Annotated in this window: 15 protein-coding genes and 1 pseudogene; 3 read left to right on the plus strand and 13 right to left on the minus strand. The window is 71.7% G+C overall.

What is annotated here, in order from left to right; translation table 11 throughout:
- Positions 1-550 precede the first annotated feature (550 nt).
- From ACFVXE_RS14240 to mshD, 7 genes and pseudogenes are all read right to left on the minus strand, one after another.
- Positions 551-961: an NUDIX hydrolase gene (locus tag ACFVXE_RS14240; protein ID WP_389671420.1), complete on the minus strand. Its 411-nt coding sequence runs from the start codon at positions 959-961 to the stop codon at positions 551-553.
- The gene (locus tag ACFVXE_RS14245; protein WP_389671421.1) at positions 958-1989 is read right to left on the minus strand and encodes a CHAD domain-containing protein; all 1032 of its coding nucleotides are present in this window, start codon (positions 1987-1989) and stop codon (positions 958-960) included. The genes ACFVXE_RS14240 and ACFVXE_RS14245 overlap by 4 nt, the downstream gene beginning before the upstream one ends.
- Complete coding sequence (locus tag ACFVXE_RS14250) at positions 1976-4228, minus strand: RNA degradosome polyphosphate kinase (protein WP_389671422.1); 2253 nt, start codon at positions 4226-4228, stop codon at positions 1976-1978. Before ACFVXE_RS14250 ends, ACFVXE_RS14245 begins: the two co-directional genes overlap by 14 nt.
- Positions 4229-4499: 271 nt before the next feature.
- A complete protein-coding gene (locus ACFVXE_RS14255) occupies positions 4500-5465 on the minus strand; it encodes a hypothetical protein (protein ID WP_389671423.1) in 966 nt (321 codons plus the stop codon).
- Positions 5462-6374 (minus strand): annotated as a pseudogene (locus ACFVXE_RS14260) (ABC transporter ATP-binding protein). The gene ACFVXE_RS14255 and the pseudogene ACFVXE_RS14260 overlap by 4 nt, the downstream one beginning before the upstream one ends.
- Positions 6371-6778 carry a GntR family transcriptional regulator gene (locus ACFVXE_RS14265; protein ID WP_389671424.1) on the minus strand — a complete coding sequence of 136 codons (408 nt, stop codon included), beginning with the start codon at positions 6776-6778 and terminating at the stop codon, positions 6371-6373. The pseudogene ACFVXE_RS14260 and the gene ACFVXE_RS14265 overlap by 4 nt, the downstream one beginning before the upstream one ends.
- 90 nt (positions 6779-6868) lie before the next feature.
- Complete coding sequence (gene mshD, locus ACFVXE_RS14270; protein WP_389671425.1) at positions 6869-7792, minus strand: mycothiol synthase; 924 nt, start codon at positions 7790-7792, stop codon at positions 6869-6871.
- A 326-nt stretch (positions 7793-8118) separates the two neighbouring features.
- Here mshD and ACFVXE_RS14275 point away from each other — a divergent pair, with 326 nt between their 5' ends.
- The 3 genes from ACFVXE_RS14275 (at position 8119) to ACFVXE_RS14285 (ending at position 11509) form a co-directional block, all read left to right on the plus strand.
- Positions 8119-9966, plus strand: a complete 1848-nt coding sequence (locus ACFVXE_RS14275) for a bifunctional metallophosphatase/5'-nucleotidase (protein ID WP_389671426.1) — start codon at positions 8119-8121, stop codon at positions 9964-9966.
- A gap of 96 nt (positions 9967-10062) precedes the next feature.
- Positions 10063-10491: a DUF302 domain-containing protein gene (locus ACFVXE_RS14280; protein WP_389671427.1), complete on the plus strand. Its 429-nt coding sequence runs from the start codon at positions 10063-10065 to the stop codon at positions 10489-10491.
- Between the two features lie 124 nt (positions 10492-10615).
- The gene (locus ACFVXE_RS14285; RefSeq protein ID WP_389671428.1) at positions 10616-11509 is read left to right on the plus strand and encodes a phosphatidylinositol-specific phospholipase C; all 894 of its coding nucleotides are present in this window, start codon (positions 10616-10618) and stop codon (positions 11507-11509) included.
- A gap of 14 nt (positions 11510-11523) precedes the next feature.
- Here ACFVXE_RS14285 and ACFVXE_RS14290 read toward each other — a convergent pair whose 3' ends face one another.
- From ACFVXE_RS14290 to ACFVXE_RS14315, 6 genes are all read right to left on the minus strand, one after another.
- Complete coding sequence (locus ACFVXE_RS14290) at positions 11524-12957, minus strand: sensor histidine kinase (RefSeq protein WP_389671429.1); 1434 nt, start codon at positions 12955-12957, stop codon at positions 11524-11526.
- Positions 12954-13685: a response regulator transcription factor gene (locus tag ACFVXE_RS14295; protein WP_389671430.1), complete on the minus strand. Its 732-nt coding sequence runs from the start codon at positions 13683-13685 to the stop codon at positions 12954-12956. The genes ACFVXE_RS14290 and ACFVXE_RS14295 overlap by 4 nt, the downstream gene beginning before the upstream one ends.
- 38 nt (positions 13686-13723) lie before the next feature.
- A complete protein-coding gene (locus ACFVXE_RS14300; protein ID WP_389671431.1) occupies positions 13724-13909 on the minus strand; it encodes a hypothetical protein in 186 nt (61 codons plus the stop codon).
- Between the two features lie 11 nt (positions 13910-13920).
- Positions 13921-15039: a S1C family serine protease gene (locus ACFVXE_RS14305; RefSeq protein WP_389671432.1), complete on the minus strand. Its 1119-nt coding sequence runs from the start codon at positions 15037-15039 to the stop codon at positions 13921-13923.
- A gap of 184 nt (positions 15040-15223) precedes the next feature.
- Positions 15224-16267 carry a LacI family DNA-binding transcriptional regulator gene (locus ACFVXE_RS14310; RefSeq protein WP_389671433.1) on the minus strand — a complete coding sequence of 348 codons (1044 nt, stop codon included), beginning with the start codon at positions 16265-16267 and terminating at the stop codon, positions 15224-15226.
- Between the two features lie 187 nt (positions 16268-16454).
- Positions 16455-17258, minus strand: a complete 804-nt coding sequence (locus ACFVXE_RS14315) for a response regulator transcription factor (RefSeq protein WP_389671434.1) — start codon at positions 17256-17258, stop codon at positions 16455-16457.
- Positions 17259-17436 lie beyond the last annotated feature (178 nt).

Here is a 17436-nt window from a genome sequence, read left to right on the forward strand (position 1 = left end):
GAACCGTGGCGGGCGGCCTGGTTCCGGGGGTGGTGGAGGGCACGTTTCCCCTCCCGGTCCGGGGGGTCTCGTGTTCCGGGGTGGCCGGTTTTGTCCTCAAGCGCCGGACGGGCTGGGGGTGTCCACCCGGTCGTCGTGGTGCCGTCGCCCCTGTCCGGTGGGTGGTGGTCCGGGGCCCCTCCGGGGTGTCTCCTCGGGCGACGAACGTGCGGCGGGTCCGTGAGGGGAGCCCGGGTCTTTGTTCGTCACCCTGCGGGGACTCCCCTGCACGGCCCCGGACCGGCCGTCTCGCGGGTGCGGTGAGTGCCACCTGGCCGAGGGCGCGGTCGAGGTGTGGGTGGGGCCGTGCAGGGGAGTCCCCGCAGGGGCCGGCGTACGTGCCGGGTTCCGTCGCGGTGCGGGCTTCCGCGCCGGTCCCGAGGAGACGCCCCGGAGGGGCCGCACCCACCCCACCGACCGGCGAAGGCGCCCCTCACCCCGTTGCCGGGCGACCACTCTCGAGCCCGTCGGCGATTGAGGACGGAACCGGCCACCCCGGACCGGGGCGGGACTACGAAGGGCCGCCAGGACACACGCCGGCCAGGAGGGCGCGGTCGCGCGGCTGGGTGAGGTGCGTGCGGGCCGCGTCCAGGGGGAGCCAGAGGATGCGGTCCACCTCGTCGCCCGGCACGAACGCGCCGTCCGTCGCCTCGGCCACCCAGTACGTGACTTCCTTGGGGCGGCCGTTCGCGAGGTACCGGACCGTGGGCAGCCGGGCGCCCGGCACACAGTGGTGGCCGGTCTCCTCCAGGACTTCGCGCAGCGCCGCGTCGATCGCTGTCTCGCCGCGCTTCAGCTTGCCCTTGGGGTGCGACCAGTCGTCGTAGCGCGGCCGGTGGACCAGGCAGATCTCCAGCTCGCCGGAGGGTTCCGTCCGGCGCCACAGCACGCATCCCGCGGCCCGTACGGTGGTGCCGCTCATGGCGCGGTCACGGCCGCGGCGTACGGCCAGGTCTCCCGGAAGACTCCGCGGGCCGCCTCCACCTCGTGCCGCTGGTCGGCGTGGAGCATCCCCAGCGCGTAGGCGGTGGCCGGCGCGATGCGGGGGGTGCGGGCCGCCGACGCCGCGGCCGTGGCGGCCTCCGCCGCGTCCCGGTGCAGGTCGAGCGCGTGCCCGGGGGCGGTCAGGACCGGGTCGGGAGTGCCGCGTACCACTTCGTGGGCGTACCGGTGCAGTCGCAGCAGCAGGCGGGTCTGGTGCCAGGGCGCGTCCTGCGCCTCGTTGTACGGCTCGGTCGTCTCGTCGGACGGGAGCGCGGCCACCGCGCCGAGCAGCCGCTGTTCGGCGCGGTCCGCGGGGCCGTGCAGCATCTCGACGGCCGGGGCGGCGGCCGCGGCGGAGAGCGGGACGTCGGAGGCGAGCAGGGCGACCGAGTCGGCCACCGCGTGGAACCGGGACGAGCCGAGTGCCTGGAGCGCCGCCGAGTGGGCGCGGGTCCTGGCGAGGGTCAGCTGCCGTTCCAGCAGCGCCCCGGCGCGCGCCGCGCCGACGCCGAGCGCCGCGCGCCGCCCGGCGTGGTCGGTGTCGGGCACGGTGGTGCCGGTGCCGGTGCCGGTGGCGGCGGTTCTCGGTGCCGGGGGCGAGGGCAGCGAGGTGCCGGACAGGGCGTGCAGCGCTTCGAGGAGCCGGGTCAGCCGGGTCGCGTACGCGTGTTCGCGGGCCAGCGTGCCGGAGAGCCAGGCCAGTTCCGTACGGAGCTGTTCCGACCAGGCCGGTTCGAGTGACGACCGGAAGGTGTGCAGGGTGCCGCTGATGCGGCGGGCCGAGCGGCGCAGTGCGCCGGCGGCTTTCTCGGCGGCGTGTGTCCCGGCGTCCGTGGGGGCGCTGTTCTCGTGGTGCAGCCGCAGGCTGCGGAGGAACTCCGCAGCCTGCTCCTGCAGGTAGGGGGCGAGGACCGCGCCTGCGGACACGTCGGTCCGGGTCGTCGTCTGGTGGTCAGGGCGTCGCACGCCGGCGCCTCCGGGCGTCAATGAGCATTTCCTGTACGTGCCGCAGCGGCTGGCCGTCCGTGTCGGTGGCGTGCCGGGTCCAGTTCCCGTCGGGACCGAGGTGCCAGGAGGCAGTGGTGTCGGCCATCCCGGTCTCCAGGAGCCGGCTGAGGGCGGCGCGGTGGGCGGGGTCGGTGACCCGGACCAGTGCCTCGATCCGGCGGTCGAGGTTACGGTGCATCATGTCGGCGCTGCCGAACCACACTTCGGGTTCGCCGCCGTTGCCGAACGAGAAGACCCGGGAGTGTTCGAGGAAACGCCCCAGTATCGAGCGGACCCGGATGTTCTCGGAGAGGCCGGCGACGCCGGGGCGGATCGCGCAGATCCCGCGTACCCAGATGTCCACCGGCACGCCGGCCTGGGCGGCCCGGTAGCAGGCGTCGATGATCGCCTCGTCGACCATCGAGTTGACCTTGAACCGTACGTAGGCGGGGCGCCCGGCCCGCTGGTGCGCGATCTCCTTGTTGATGCGGGAGATCAGCCCGTCGCGCAGGGACCTGGGAGCGACCAGCAGGCGGCGGTACGTCTCGCGGCGGGAGTAACCGGAGAGCCGGTTGAAGAGGTCGGAGAGGTCGGCCCCGACCTGCGGGTCCGCGGTCAGCAGCCCGAGGTCCTCGTACAGCCGTGCGGTCTTGGGGTGGTAGTTGCCGGTGCCGACGTGCGAGTAGCGGCGCAGCGTGTCGCCCTCCTGACGGACGACCAGGGAGAGCTTGCAGTGGGTCTTGAGGCCGACGAGTCCGTAGACCACGTGACAGCCCGCCTCCTCCAGCTTCCGTGCCCACTTGATGTTGGCCTGCTCGTCGAAGCGGGCCTTGATCTCGACGAGCACGAGGACCTGCTTGCCGGATTCGGCGGCGTCGATCAGTGCGTCGACTATCGGCGAGTCGCCCGAGGTCCGGTACAGCGTCTGCTTGATCGCGAGTACGTCGGGGTCGCTCGCCGCCTGCTCCAGGAACGCCTGGACGGAGGTGGAGAACGAGTCGTACGGGTGGTGCAGCAGCACATCGCGTTCGCGCAGCGCGGCGAAGATGTCGGGGGCGGAGGCGGATTCGACCTCGGCGAGATCGCGGTGGGTGCCCGCGATGAACTTGGGGAACTTCAGCTCCGGCCGGTCCAGCGACGCTATGCCGAAGAGCCCGGTGAGGTCGAGCGGTCCGGGCAGCGGGTAGACCTCGGCGTCGGACACCTTCAGCTCGCGGACCAGCAGGTCCAGTACGTACGGGTCGATGGACTCCTCGACCTCCAGGCGCACCGGGGGGCCGAAGCGGCGGCGCATGAGCTCCTTCTCCAGGGCCTGGAGCAGGTTCTCCGCGTCGTCCTCCTCGACTTCGAGGTCCTCGTTCCTGGTGACACGGAACATGTGGTGGGCGAGGACCTCCATGCCCGGGAAGAGCTCTTCCAGGTGGGCCGCGATGACGTCCTCGATGGGGACGTACCGCTGCGGCGACGCCTCCAGGAACCGGGTCAGCAGCGGGGGCACCTTGACGCGGGCGAAGTGGCGGTGGCCGCTGACCGGGTTGCGTACGACGACCGCGAGGTTGAGCGAGAGGCCGGAGATGTACGGGAACGGGTGCGCCGGGTCGACGGCCAGCGGTGTCAGGACGGGGAAGACCCGCTGCCGGAAGAAGGTGAACAGGCGGGCCTGTTCCTTCTCGGTCAGGTCCGGCCAGCGGATCAGCTGGATGGATTCGTCGGAAAGTGCGGGAGCGACGTCCTGCTGGTAGCAGGCGGCGTGCCGGGCCATGAGCTCGCGCGACCGGGTCCAGATCAGGTCGAGGACCTCGCGGGGCTGCAGACCGGAGGCGGAGCGGGTGGCGACGCCGGTGGCGATCCGGCGCTTGAGACCGGCCACCCGGACCATGAAGAACTCGTCCAGGTTAGAGGCGAAGATCGCGAGGAAATTCGCCCGTTCGAGGAGGGGCGTGGCCGGGTCCTCGGCCAGCTCCAGCACTCGTTCGTTGAACGCGAGCCAGCTGCGCTCCCGGTCCAGGAACCGGCCCTGGGGAAGCTCGTCGCCGTCGACGTCGGGTTCGTAGGCGTCCGCGTCGGCGTCGAGGTCGGGATCCAGGTCAGCGGCCGTGGAGAGCCCGTTGTCGACGGAGGGGGACATGACGGCGTGCGGCCGGTGCGCGGCCAGTGAGCCGATCGACGGCTGCACGACGGGCTGGACCGGGACCTCGGAGCTGGGCTGCTGGCTCATGGCCCTATTGTTCCGCCTGGAACGCTCCTGGGGCGCGTCGGAGGGTTCGGAGATCGCGGAAAACCCGGGGTCTCTGCCGGGATTTCTCCCGTTGCGGGGGGTCGGCACAGCTGGCTGCATCCTGAGAGGGTTGCAAGCGCGTCTGAATGGCCGGTAACGGTGACATGACGTGCAGGAAGCGGTGTGCGGGTGCGGAGTTGCGGCGGCGGGGCGCCTGTGCGGGGTCCGGGTCGCCCTCCCTGCGGCCCGGACCCCGGCGCATCGGGCCGGATCAGCCGTGGTGCCGGCGCAGCACGCGGAAGGCGAGGGCGACGGCGGCGGCGGCGAGGACGAGCAGGATGCCGGTCTCGACCAGCTGGAGCGGCCAGAAGTGCGATGCGGGGTGGTAGTCGAGGTAGCGGAGGGTGATGCCCTTCCCGGCCAGGCAGTCGGAGGCCGAGTCGGGGCACACACCGGCGGGAAGCCGTTCGCCGCCGCTGGTCAGCCAGCCCTGCCCGGCGTCGGAGGCCCCGTGGGGGAGCCGGAGACCGCTTCCGGCCTCGGACGTGCCCGTACGGGTCGGCCACAGATCGTTGCGTACGGTGTTCAGGGCGATCACCAGTGCGCCGTACCCGATCACTGTCACGAACATCGCGGTGACGGTGCGCCGCAGCACCAGCCCGGCGAGGGCGCCGAAGGCCAGCATGCAGAGGGCGTAACCGGCGGGGACGGTACCCATCGAGCCGTAGACCTCCCGGTCGTACCACGCCGACGGGTAGTGGGTGTGGTCCGCCCGGGCCCGCGCCCACGCGTAGACGGCGGACAGGACGGACATCCCGGCCAGGGACAGCGCGGCGGGCACCGCGAGGTTGGCGGCGAGCCAGCGAGCCGGGGACACCGACTGGGCCCAGGCCAGCCTGTACGTGCCGCTCTCCAGCTCCCGGCCGAACATCGGGCCTGCGACGAACATGCCGATGAGGGCGGGCAGGAGCAGCATCACCAGGCTCGCGTACTTGAGCAGGCGACTGAAGACGAGCTCGCTGCTGAGGACGTGGCGGACGGCGACGCCGCAGCCGCTGACGGTGTGCTCGACCGAGCAGCCGGTGCCCGCGAACGTGTCGGAGACGGAGCTCATCCACAGGTAGGTGCCGGCCACGGCGACGACGCCGGCGCCCGCGAGGGCACCGGTGGTCCACAGGGTGCGGTGGTGCCGGCGTACGGCGACCCGGGCGGGGCCGCGGAGACCGAGGGTGCTCATCGCGCCGCCACCGCCTCGCCGGGCGCGGTGGCGGCGTGCGCCGCGCTCGGAGTCAGCAGCTCCGGTGCCTGCGGTGACCGCAGATGCGCCAGCAGCAGCTCCTCCAGCGACGGTTCCGCGATCTCCCAGCCCGAGTCGTCCACCGGACCTTCCTTCCGTACCAGTGCGGTCAGCCGGCGCCCCGTCGTGCGGGACTCGATGACGGTGTGCGGTGCCAGGTCCCGTACCGGACCGGTGAGCAGGGTGTGCGAGGAGAGGATGTCCTCCGTCTCGCCGCCGAGGCGGATCCGGCCGCCGTCGACGAGCAGCAGGTAGTCGCAGACGCCCTCCAGCTCGCCGAGGACGTGCGACGACATCACGATGGTGGTGTCGTGCTCGGCCGCCTCCGCCATCAGGAGGCCCATCAGCCGGTGCCGGACGAGTGGGTCGAGGTCGGCCATCGGCTCGTCGAGCAGCAGCAGTTCGGCCCGCTTGCCGAGTGCGAGGGCGAGCGCGATGCGGGTGCGCTGGCCGCCGGAGAGGGTACGCACCCGGGCATCCGCCGGGAGGTCCCCGATGACGCGCTCGGCGGTCTCCTGGTCCCAGGTGGCGGGGTTCAGGTCGGCGCCCACGGAGAGCGTCTCGGCGACCGTCAACTGCGGGTACAGCGGCTTGCCCTGGGTCACGTAGGCCATCCTGGGCCGGGCTTCCGCAGGTGTGGAGCCGAGGATCCGCAGGGTGCCCTCGGCCGGCCGGAGGAAGCCTGCGGCGAGGGCGAGGAGGGTGGACGTGCCGGCGCCGTTCGGCCCGACGAGCGCGCACACCCGCCCCGCGGGCAGCCGGAACGAGCAGTCGCGCAGTGCCCAGCCACCGCCTCCGGCCTCGGTATTTCATACCGAGGCCGCTCGCCTCGATCGCAGCGCCTGTCATGTGCGGTCGTCCCCCTTGAACGTGCTGTCCAGTACGGCGCTGAAGAGCGCGGCGATGTCGTCGCGTTCCAGTCCCGTCTCGCGGGCCCGGCGGGCCCAATCGGTGAGTTCCCCGCGCAGGGGCGTGTCGTTGGCGGCGGTCGACCCGAGCGTCCGGCGCACGAACGTGCCGAGCCCGCGCCGGGCCTCGACCAGGCCCTCGCGTTCCAGCTCGCGGTAGGCCTTGAGCACCGTGTTCGGGTTGATCGCGGTGGCCTCGACGACCTCGCGTGCGGTGGGCAGCCGGTCGCCCGGTTCCAGAAGTCCGAGGCGGAGCGCCTGTTTGGTCTGCTGGACGATCTGGAGGTACGTGGCGACGCCGCTGCGCCGGTCGATGCGGAACTCGACCGCTGCGGACTCTGCCATGTTCACCCCTTTCACTAATTGAGTAGTGAAAGGGTGTCGCAAAGAAGGGGCGGCGTCAAGAGACGCCGCCCCGGGGTGAGTTGTGCGGGCTCAGGACTCCGTGCGGTACATCAGGTCGACCTCGTGGGTGGCGAAGCCCATCCGCTCGTACACCGTCAGGGCCGCCTTGTTGTCCGCGTCGACGTAGAGCATCGCGGTCGGCACCCCTTCGGCGGCGAGATGGCGCAGCCCGATCGCGGTGAGCGCCTTGCCGAGGCCGCCGCCCTGCGCATCGGGCCGGATGCCGACGACGTACACCTCGCCGAGCTGCTCCTCGGCGTGCACCTTGGTCCAGTGGAAGCCGATCAGCTCGCCGTCGCGCTCGGCCAGGAAGAAGCCCTTCGGGTCGAACCAGGGCTCGGCCTTGCGGTCGTCCAGGTCGCGCTGGGTCAGCGAGCCCTGCTCGGGGTGGTGGGCGAACGCGGCACTGTTCACGGTCAGCCAGGCGGCGTCGTCCTGGCCGGGCACGAAGGTGCGGATGGTGACGCCCGGCGGCAGTACGGGCTCCTCGATGTCGAGAGGGCTCAGCGTGCGGCGCAGCTGACGCAGTTCACGGAAGAGGGAGAGGCCCAGCACCTGCGCGAGATGGCGCGCCGCGGACTTCCCGCCGTGCGCCCAGACCCGCAGCCGCTTCCCGGTCGCGGCAAGGAGCGCGGCCCCGAGGGCCCGCCCGTGCCCCTGGCCGCGGTGCGAGGGGTGCACGACCAGCTCGGCGGCCGGCGCCTCGACGGGGTCGGTGTCCTCCAGCTGCGCGTATCCGACGAGCGTCCCCGAGCTGGTGAGCAGGAGGTGGCGTACGCCTTCCCGGCGCCCGCCGCGCAGCTGCAGACGCCCCTGCTCGGAGACCGCGGGCCTGCCGTCGGCGCGGGTCGCTTCGTCGAGCAGATCGAGGACGTCCGCGGCCTGGTCGGCGGAGAGCACGTCGAGCGTCAGGATCTCGCGTCCCGGAGCGGGGAGGGGTACATCAGTCGTCATGCGTACGAGCGTACGGCGGGCGGCGGCGAGGTTGGGGCGGTGCGGAGTGTCGCGAGAGTCGATCGGCGGAGTGCGGCGGTTCCACGACGTCGTTTCGCGGCGCGGTCCGGCTCCCGGCGCGGGCCGGTCTCCCTGGCGTAAGGGCCCTGCGAGCCGGTCGACTACGACGATTCTGCCGCTTCTGTACGGTTAATGGGTTCAGTGCTCCGATTAGGCCCCTTACTGACCACAAGGCAACCGGTTCGTAACTCCAAACACCTGTCGCGCTACGCGCGTTGACCATAGGCTGCGGGCCGAAACCTCCCGCTGAACTCACAAGGGGACCGATGTCAGCGACACCGCAGAAGAACCGCGCGTCACGGCGGGTGCTCGCCGCGGCGGCCGGGCTGGCCACCGTCGGAGCGCTCGTCGCCGCGATGCCGGCCGACGCCCGCGACCGCGGACCCGGCCATGACCACGGTCATGGCCACCACCAGTCCGCGCGCACCGTCGACGTCCAGCTGCTGTCCTTCAACGACCTGCACGGCAACCTGGAGCCTCCGGCCGGTTCGGCAGGCACGGTCACCGAGACGCAGGCCGACGGTACGACGAAGTCGGTTCCGGCCGGTGGTATCGAGTACCTCGCGTCCTCGCTGCGTACCGCGCGCAAGGGGCACCCGTACTCCATCACTGCTGCCGGTGGCGACATGGTGGGGGCGAGCCCGCTGCTGTCCGGCCTCTTCCACGACGAGCCGACCATCGAGGCACTCAACAAGATCCACCTCGATGTGACGTCCGTGGGCAACCACGAGTTCGACGAGGGTGCCACCGAGCTGGCGCGCCTCCAGAACGGCGGCTGCCACCCGGTCGAGGGGTGCTACGAGAAGGGGAAGAAGTTCGAGGGTGCCGACTTCCCGTATCTCGCGGCCAATGTGACGAGCGAGAAGACCGGCAAGCCGATCCTCAAGCCGTACACGGTGTGGAAGAAGAACGGCGTCAAGATCGGCTTCATCGGGGTGACCCTGGAGGGCACGCCGGACATCGTCACCGCCAACGGTGTCAAGGGCCTGAAGTTCCACGACGAGATCGAGACGGTCAACAAGTACGCCAAGGAGCTCGACCGGCAGGGCGTGAAGTCCATCGTCGCGCTCATCCACGAGGGCGGCGCCCCCGCCTCCGCCTCGTACAACTACAACTGCGACAGCCCCGGCGCCGGTGACGGCATCTCCGGACCGATCGTGGACATCGCCAAGGGCATCAGCCCGAAGGTCGACGCGCTGGTCACGGGCCACACGCACCAGGCGTACGTGTGCACCGTGCCGGACCCGGCGGGCAACCCGCGCCTGGTCACGTCGGCGGCGTCGTTCGGCAAGCTCTACACGGACACCACGCTGACCTACGACCGTCGCACCGATGACATCGTGCGCACCTCGGTGAAGTCGGCGGGCGCCGCGAACCCGAAGTCGGCGAACCACGTCGTCACGCGGGACCAGGAGAAGGCCTCGGACATGACGGCCCTGATCGCCCGCTGGAACACCCTCGCCGCGCCCATCGCGAGCAAGCCGCAGGGCTACATCTCCGCCGACATCAACGGCCGCGGCTCCACGGCTCCGGAGAAGCCGCTCGGCGACCTGATCGCCGACGCGCAGCTGGAGGGCCTGGCCCCCGCGGACAAGGGCGGGGCGGTCGTCGCGTTCATGAACCCGGGCGGTATCCGGGCGGACCTGGTGTACACGTCGACCGGCAGTGAGGGCGACGGGGTGGTGACGTACGGGGAGTCCTTCGCCGTGCAGCCCTTCACCAACATGATGAACGTCGTCGACCTGACCGGCGCTCAGCTGATCGCCGCGCTCCAGCAGCAGGTCAGCGGCGCCAACGAGGCCTCGCCGAAGATCCTTCAGGCGTCCAGGGGGCTCACGTACACCCTTGACATGACGAAGAGCGGCGCGGCCCGCGTCGTCGTCGACACGATCAAGCTGGACGGTGCGGCGATCGACCCGGCCAAGACGTACCGCGTCGCGATGAACGAGTTCCTCGCGGGCGGCGGCGACGGCTTCGCGGCGCTCGGCCAGGGCACCAACAAGCTGGTCGGCGCCTCCGACCTGGATCTCTTCAACGCGTACCTGGCGGCGCACTCCACGGCGGCCGCGCCGCTGGCCCCGCCGGTGACGGACCGGATCACGGTCGTCCAGTAACTTCACGCGCAGGGCAGACGGGGTGGTGGGCCGGATGGCTCACCACCCCGCTGTCGTTGGGGTGTTCCGGCCCGGGTCTCGCCTAGGGTCTGACGCATGACTGCAGACGCAGAGGCAGAGGCCGGCCTGGTCACCGTCGCCGGCAACCGGCCCGTCCGCGAGACGATCGACCGGCTCCGGGACGCGGTCACCGGTGCGGGCTACCAGGTGTTCGCGCGGATCGACCATGCGGACCACGCCGCCCGGGCCGGTCTGGAACTCCGGCCGACCGAGCTGCTCATCTTCGGCAAGCCCGAGGGTGGCACGCATCTGATGCAGGACCGGCAGACCGCCGGCATCGACCTGCCGATCAAGGCGCTGGCCTGGCAGGACGCCGCCGGCAAGACCTGGGTGACCTGCAACGACGCCTCGTGGCTCGCCGGCCGTCACGGGCTCGGGCCGGCGAGCGACGCCGGTGTCGCGGCGCTCGAGGCGAGCACGGTGGCCGCGGTGCGCCAGGCCACCGGGCCCGCTTCCGAGGGCTGAGGGCACCGGACCCGTCGCGATGCTTCCGGACCGGTGCATCCGGGGCCCGCGCCCCCTGTCCCGTGATGACGTGTACCGGTCATACTCCGAGGGCTGACCCCACACAGCCGACGGAGGCACCCGCATGCGTGACGGAACCACCACCCGCAGAGCCTTTCTGGCCGGCGCACTCGCCGTCTCCTTCACCGCGTCGGCCGGCGCGGGCCCCGCAACCGCTGCGGACCACCAGGCGTTCACCACCCAGGACTGGATGGCGGGAATCGCCGGCGCCACCCCTGTGCAGCGGCTGACCATCCCCGGTTCGCACGACTCCGGCGCCCGCTACGGCGGCCCGTGGACCGAGTGCCAGAACACCACGATCGCCGAGCAGCTCGGCAGCGGCATCAGGTTCCTCGACGTGCGGTGCCGCGTCACCGGCGACTCATTCGCGATCCATCACGGGGCCTCGTACCAGAACCTGATGTTCGGCGACGTGCTCGGCGCCTGCTGGGACTTCCTGGCGGCGCACCCCACCGAGACCGTGCTGATGCGGGTCAAGCAGGAGTACTCGGAGGAGAGCGACGCCGAGTTCCGGCGGATCTTCGACCTCTATCTCGACACCAAGGGCTGGCGGCCGCTGTTCCGGATCGACCCGGCCCTGCCCACGCTGGGCGAGGCCCGCGGCAAGGTGGTGCTGCTCGCCGACAACGGTGGCCTGCCCGGGGTCCGTTACGCCGACCCCGCGCTCTTCGACATCCAGGACGACTACATGGCGGAGCCGTTCGGGAAGTACCCGAAGATCGAGGCCCAGTTCCGCAGGTCGGTGCAGCAGCCAGGGAAGCTCTTCATGAACTACGTGTCCACCGCGGCCCTGATGCCGCCCCGGTGGAACGCGGACCGGCTCAACCCGCAGGTGCAGTCCTTCCTCGACGGCCCCGAGGCGTCCGGCTGGACCGGGCTCGGGATCGTCCCGCTGGACTTTCCCGCCACCCGGCCCGACCTGGTCGCCTCACTGATCCGGCACAACCCCGGGACCTGACCGCCGGAAACGGCTCAGGAAGCGGCCGGGGGCGGCTGCGGAGCCCCCGGCAGCCGGATCGAGGCCTCCGTGCCACCGGCCGGCGCCGGACGCAGCACGATCTCGCCGCCTGCCTGCTGGACGGTGCGCGCCACGATCGACAGGCCGAGGCCCGAGCCCGGCAGCTGGCGGGCGGACGGGGAGCGCCAGAAGCGCTCGAAGACGTGCGGGAGCTCCTCGGCCGGGATGCCCGGGCCCTGGTCCACCACGGTCAGTTCGCCGCCGCGCAGGGCCACGGCGATCGTGCCGCGCTGCGGGCTGAACTTCACCGCGTTGTCGAGGACGTTGACGACCGCCCGTTCCAGCGCGGCCGGCTCGGTCCGGACGTACCAGGGTTCGAGGTCCGCGGTGATGGTCAGCTCGGGGCCGCGGAGCCTGGCCCGCTCCAGCGCCACGGAGGCGATGTCGTGCAGGCCGACGACCTGGAGCGGGCCCGGCTGGGCCGCGTCCGGGCGGGCGAGTTCCTGGAGGTCGCCGATGAGCGACGCCAGTTCGGTCATCTGCGCGGTGACGGACTTCATCAGCGCCCTGCGGTCGTCGGGCGGGATGGGCCGGCCGGTCTCCTCGCTGCGGGCGAGGAGTTCCACGTTCGTCCGCAGCGAGGTCAGCGGGGTCCGCAGCTCGTGCCCGGCGTCCGCGATCAGCTGGGCCTGCCGGTCGCGGGAGCTGGCGAGGGAGGCGGTCATCGAGTTGAAGGAGCGGGAGAGCCGGGCGATCTCGTCCTCACCCTCGACCGGGATGCGGAGCGAGAGGTCCTCGGTACGGGCGACGTGCTCGACGGTCTCGGTGAGCTCGTCGACGGGGCGCAGACCGGTGCGGGCGACCCAGAGACCGGCGATACCCGCCCCGACGACGCCGACGCCGGAGAGGGTGAGGAGGACCCAGGCGAGGGTGGAGAGCGGGTTGTCGACCTCGCTCAGCGGGCGGGCGATGGAGACGGCGATCTGGCTGGTCGTCCGGCCGGGAGGCTGCCCGGGCTGCTCCAGCGGGTAGGTGTAGACGCGCATCTTCGTGCCGTTCTTGGCCGTGGCCGAGTGCAGCGCGTATTCCTGCTGCCGCTCGGTCACCGCGAGATCGGCAGGCGTCACCGGGAGCGCCGACGACTGCGACTTGGGTGCGATGCACACCGTGCCCTGGGAATCGATGAGCTGCACGATGTACGGGTCCGTGAAGGGCGGGGGCGGCAGCTGCGTGGTGCCCCGGCAGTAGGAGTACAGGCTGGTCAGATAGGCCCCGTCGACCTTGGAACCGTGCAGCGAGGCGTCCAGCTGCTGCTTCAGCTGCGCCCGCGTCACGAACCAGCAGGCCGCGGCGACCGCAGCGACGGCGACCGCGACCGCCATCGTCACCAGCAGCGCGAGCCGGGTGCGCAGCGGCAGGGCGCGGAGCCGGCGCAGGGTCCCGGTCATCCGTCACCGCCGCCGGTGCGGAGGGCGTAGCCGACCCCCCGGACCGTGTGCACGAGCCGCGGTTCGCCGCCCGCTTCCGTCTTGCGGCGCAGGTACATCACGTACACGTCCAGGGAGTTGGAGCTCGGTTCGAAGTCGAAGCCCCAGACCGCCTTCAGGATCTGCTCGCGGGTCAGCACCTGCCGCGGGTGGGCCAGGAACATCTCCAGCAGGGTGAACTCGGTCCGGGTCAGTTCGACACGGCGCGAGCCGCGGGTGACCTCGCGGGTGGCGAGGTCCATCCGCAGGTCGGCGAAGGAGAGCACATTGTCGTCGGGGACGCCGCCGCCCGCCGCGGCCGCGTAGGAGCTGCGGCGCAGCAGGGCCCGGATGCGGGCGAAGAGCTCGTCCAGCTCGAAGGGCTTGACCAGGTAGTCGTCGGCCCCGGCATCGAGTCCGGTGACGCGGTCGCCGACCGTGTCGCGGGCGGTGAGCATCAGGATGGGCGTGGTGGTGCCGGTGGCCCGGAGGCGGCGGGCGGCGGTCAGGCCGTCCATCCGCGGCATCTGGATGTCGAGGACGATCAGGTCGGGGGCGTACGACTCCGACCTGGTCAGCGCGTCGAGTCCGTCGACGGCGACCTCCGTGCCGTACCCCTCGAACGCGAGACTGCGCTGCAGGGCCTCGCGCACGGCCGGCTCGTCGTCGACGATCAGGATGCGCTGCGGATCGTCTTCGGCGGGGCTCATCGCTGGTCGTCCTCTTCTCTCTGCTGCCGTGGGTGCTCTCAGCCTCGCACGGCCGTGGCACGGCGGCGGGCGGCGCGGCGTTGCCGGCCGGTGGCGGGGTGGGAGGCGTGGCCGGGTGCACGGATCTCCGGCGAGCGCCGTGCCGCGGCGGCGGACTCCGCCGCGAGCAGCAGCGGCAGCGCGAGATCGGCCGGGCCGGTGGGGATGTCGCAGGGGTGATTCATGGCTGTTCTCCTCAGGAGCCGTCGCCGGCCCGCAGCGTGTCCAGGTCGGCCTTGAGCGTGTTCACCGGGATGGCGAAGCCGAGCCCGACGCTGCCCGCGCCGGCGCTGCCCGATTCGCTGGAGGAACTCGCGGAGTACATCGCGGAGTTGATGCCGATGATCTCGCCGTTCATGTTGATCAGCGCACCGCCGGAGTTACCGGGGTTGAGCGAGGCGTCGGTCTGGAGGGCCTTGTACGTGGTGGTGGAGTCGCCGGTGTCGCCGTTGAACTGCTGCCCGCCGAACTGGAACGGCCAGTCGCCGCCGCCCTGCTGCCCCTGACCCTGGTCCTGGCCGCTGTCGCCCTCCTTGGCGACGGTGACGTCCCGGTTCAGCGCGGAGACGATTCCGCTGGTGACGGTGCCGGTGAGACCCTCGGGCGAACCGATCGCGACGACCTGGTCGCCGACCCTGACCGCGGAGGAGTCGCCGAGCGTGGCCGTCTTCAGCCCGCTCGCACCCTCCAGCTTGATCAGCGCGAGGTCCTTGTCGGCGTCGGTGCCGAGGACCTTCGCGGTGTACGTCCTGCCGGTGCTGAGCGTCACCTTGATCGACGAGGCGCCTGCGACGACATGGTTGTTGGTGACGATCTCGCCGTCGGACGTGATGATCACACCGGAACCGGTCGACTCGCCCGCCGTCGAGCTCGCGCCGATCTCCACGATCGTCGGCGACACCGCCTGAGCGACACCGGCCACGGTGCCCGCGCTGCTCTGCGAGACGGTGGTGCCGCTGACCGTGCCACCGGCGGAGGAACCGGAGCCGCCGTCGGTGAACTGGCCGATGGCGGTGGCCGTGATACCGCCGACGACCGCCGCCGCGACGGCCACGGCCGCCAGGAGGGCGACCGGCCGGCCGGCCCGGCGTGCCCGGCGCCCGGACGGCTGGGGGGCGGGCTGCGGGAGACCGTGACCGAAGTCGCCGTAGCCCCCGCCGCCGTGTCCGCCGTTGCCGGGCCACACAGCCGTTCCGGGGCCGGTGACGACCGGCTGCGCGGGCTGGTACGCGGGCGGCGGCGGGTAGGCCGCGTCGCCGTTGCCGTACGAGGGGTACATCGGGTACTCGCCGCTCGGGCGCTGGCTCTCAGTCATGTCTACGACTGTGTCGACCGAACATGAGAGGAGCCTGAGCACGCCCTGAGAAGCCCGGCAGAACCATGTATGCCCGAAATAAGAGCGACCGAAGATCGCCGGTCGGTCCAAGGGCTGCCGGGGAGCGCCGTACGCGCCCGACCCGTGCGGAGCGCGGACACCCCCGGGGCGCGTGGACGCCGTCCTACCGCCTCGGGGCGGTCGGCTCCCCGCACCCGCACGAGCGCCGCACCACGAGCGCCGACGGGAACTGCTTCAGCCGCTCCCGCCGCGAGCCCGAGACACGCAGCGAGTCGTCGAGCACCAGGTCCACCGCGGCCCGTGCCATCGCCGGGCGGTCCGAGAAGACCGTCGTCAACGGCGGGTCGGTCAGTCCCGCTTCCTTCACGTCGTCGAAGCCCGCCACCGCGAGCTCCCCGGGCACGTCGATCCGCAGTTCGCGGGCGGCCCGCAGCACCCCGATGGCCTGGTCGTCCGTCGCGCAGAAGATCGCCGGAGGCCGGTCCGGTCCGGCGAGCAGCCCGAGCGCCACCTGGTAGGCGTCGTAACGGTTGTAGGGGGCCTGGAAGAGCCGGCCCTCCGTCGACCGCCCGGACTCGTGCATCGCCCGCCGCCAGCCCTCGACGTGGTCGGCGACCGGGTCGCCGACCGCCGGTGTCGACTCCATGCCGCCGAGGCACGCGACGTACTCGTTGCCGTGTTCGAGGAGGTGCCGGGTGGCGAGCTGCGCACCGCCGATGTCGTCGGTGACGACCGCGACGTCGTCGATCGCCTCGGGCCGCTCGTGCAGGAGCACGACACGCGCGTCCCACGCCTCCACCTCTGCCGCGGCCCGCTCGCTGGGGCCCTGGCTGACCAGGATCAGCCCGGAGACACGCATGCCGAGAAAGGCCCGGAGATAGTGGACCTCGCGTTCGTCGCGGTAGTCGGAATTGCCGACGAGGACCATTTTTCCGCGCTCCGCCGCGGCCTGTTCCACCGCGTGCGCCATCTCGGCGAAGAACGGCTGCCGGGCGTCCGGAACGATCATTCCTATGAGGTCGGTCCGCCGCGAGGCCATCGCCTGGGCAACCCGGTCGGGCCGGTACCCCAGCTCCTTGATCGCGGCGAGTACCCGCTCGCGCGTGGCCGGGGCGACCGGCCTGGGTCCGTTGTTGATGACGTAGCTGACGACCGCGGTCGAGGTCCCCGCCAGTCTTGCCACATCGTCCCGCGTCACCTTGGCCACGCGCGGCAGTCTACGCGGATGGACCAGGCGGGTGACAGGTGGATCGGGCCGGGTTCACAGGGTCCGGCAGGCGCATCCGCGGGGCCTGCCGGCCGGCACCGGCGCTCCCTGTCGTCCCGGCCCTCCGGCTCGCGCACGCACGCACCGGAACGCGCTCCCGGTCCGGCCCGGTCCACCGGCCCGGCCGCTACCTCTTGGCGGACCGGACCGGGGCTTCCTCACCGGCCTCGGACACCTCGGTGTGCTCCCGGCGGGGGAGGGGCTCCTCCGCGGTCTTCACGGCGGCGGCCTTGGCTCCGTCGGCGGCTGCCCGCTCCACCTTCTCCGGCGCGACGAAGCGGTAGCCGACGTTGCGGACCGTACCGATCAGCGACTCGTGCTCCGGGCCGAGCTTGGCGCGCAGTCGCCGGACGTGGACGTCGACCGTCCGCGTGCCGCCGAAGTAGTCGTAGCCCCAGACCTCCTGGAGCAGCTGGGCGCGGGTGAAGACCCGGCCCGGGTGCTGCGCGAGGTATTTGAGCAGCTCGAACTCCTTGAAGGTCAGGTCGAGGACCCGGCCCTTCAGCTTCGCGCTGTACGTCGCCTCGTCGACCGACAGGTCACCGTTGCGGATCTCCATCGGGGAGTCGTCGGCGGTGATCTGCTGACGGCCGGTGGCCAGTCGCAGTCGCGCCTCGACCTCGGCCGGTCCCGCCGTGTCCAGCAGCACGTCGTCGATACCCCAGTCCGCGGTGACGGCCGCGAGACCGCCCTCCGTCACGACGAGGATCAGCGGACAGCCCGGTCCGGTGGACCGCAGCAGCTGGCACAGCGACCGCACCTGCGGCAGGTCGCGGCGGCCGTCCACCAGGATGATGTCGGCACCCGGGGTGTCGATGAGAGCGGGTCCCTCGGCGGGGGCCACCCGCACGCTGTGCAGCAGGAGGCCGAGGGCGGGAAGCACCTCCGTCGAGGGCTGAAGAGCATTCGTGAGAAGCAGCAGTGAACTCATCGCCGCCCACCTGCCCGGGTCGTCGGTCGATGATCGTGCACGTTTTGCTCGCCCATTACGTCGGTCCTCCTCGTTCCCTGCGAGAGGGGCACTCCCGGGTGGGGCCCGGGGGAGATCTGCGGCACTTCTTCGTATGTTTTTTCGTGCTGCTCCCGTACGACGGCTGTCATACGGGTTT

Origin of the sequence: Streptomyces sp. NPDC058231, assembly GCF_042882275.1 — a bacterium.
Classification (GTDB): Bacteria; Actinomycetota; Actinomycetes; order Streptomycetales; family Streptomycetaceae; genus Streptomyces.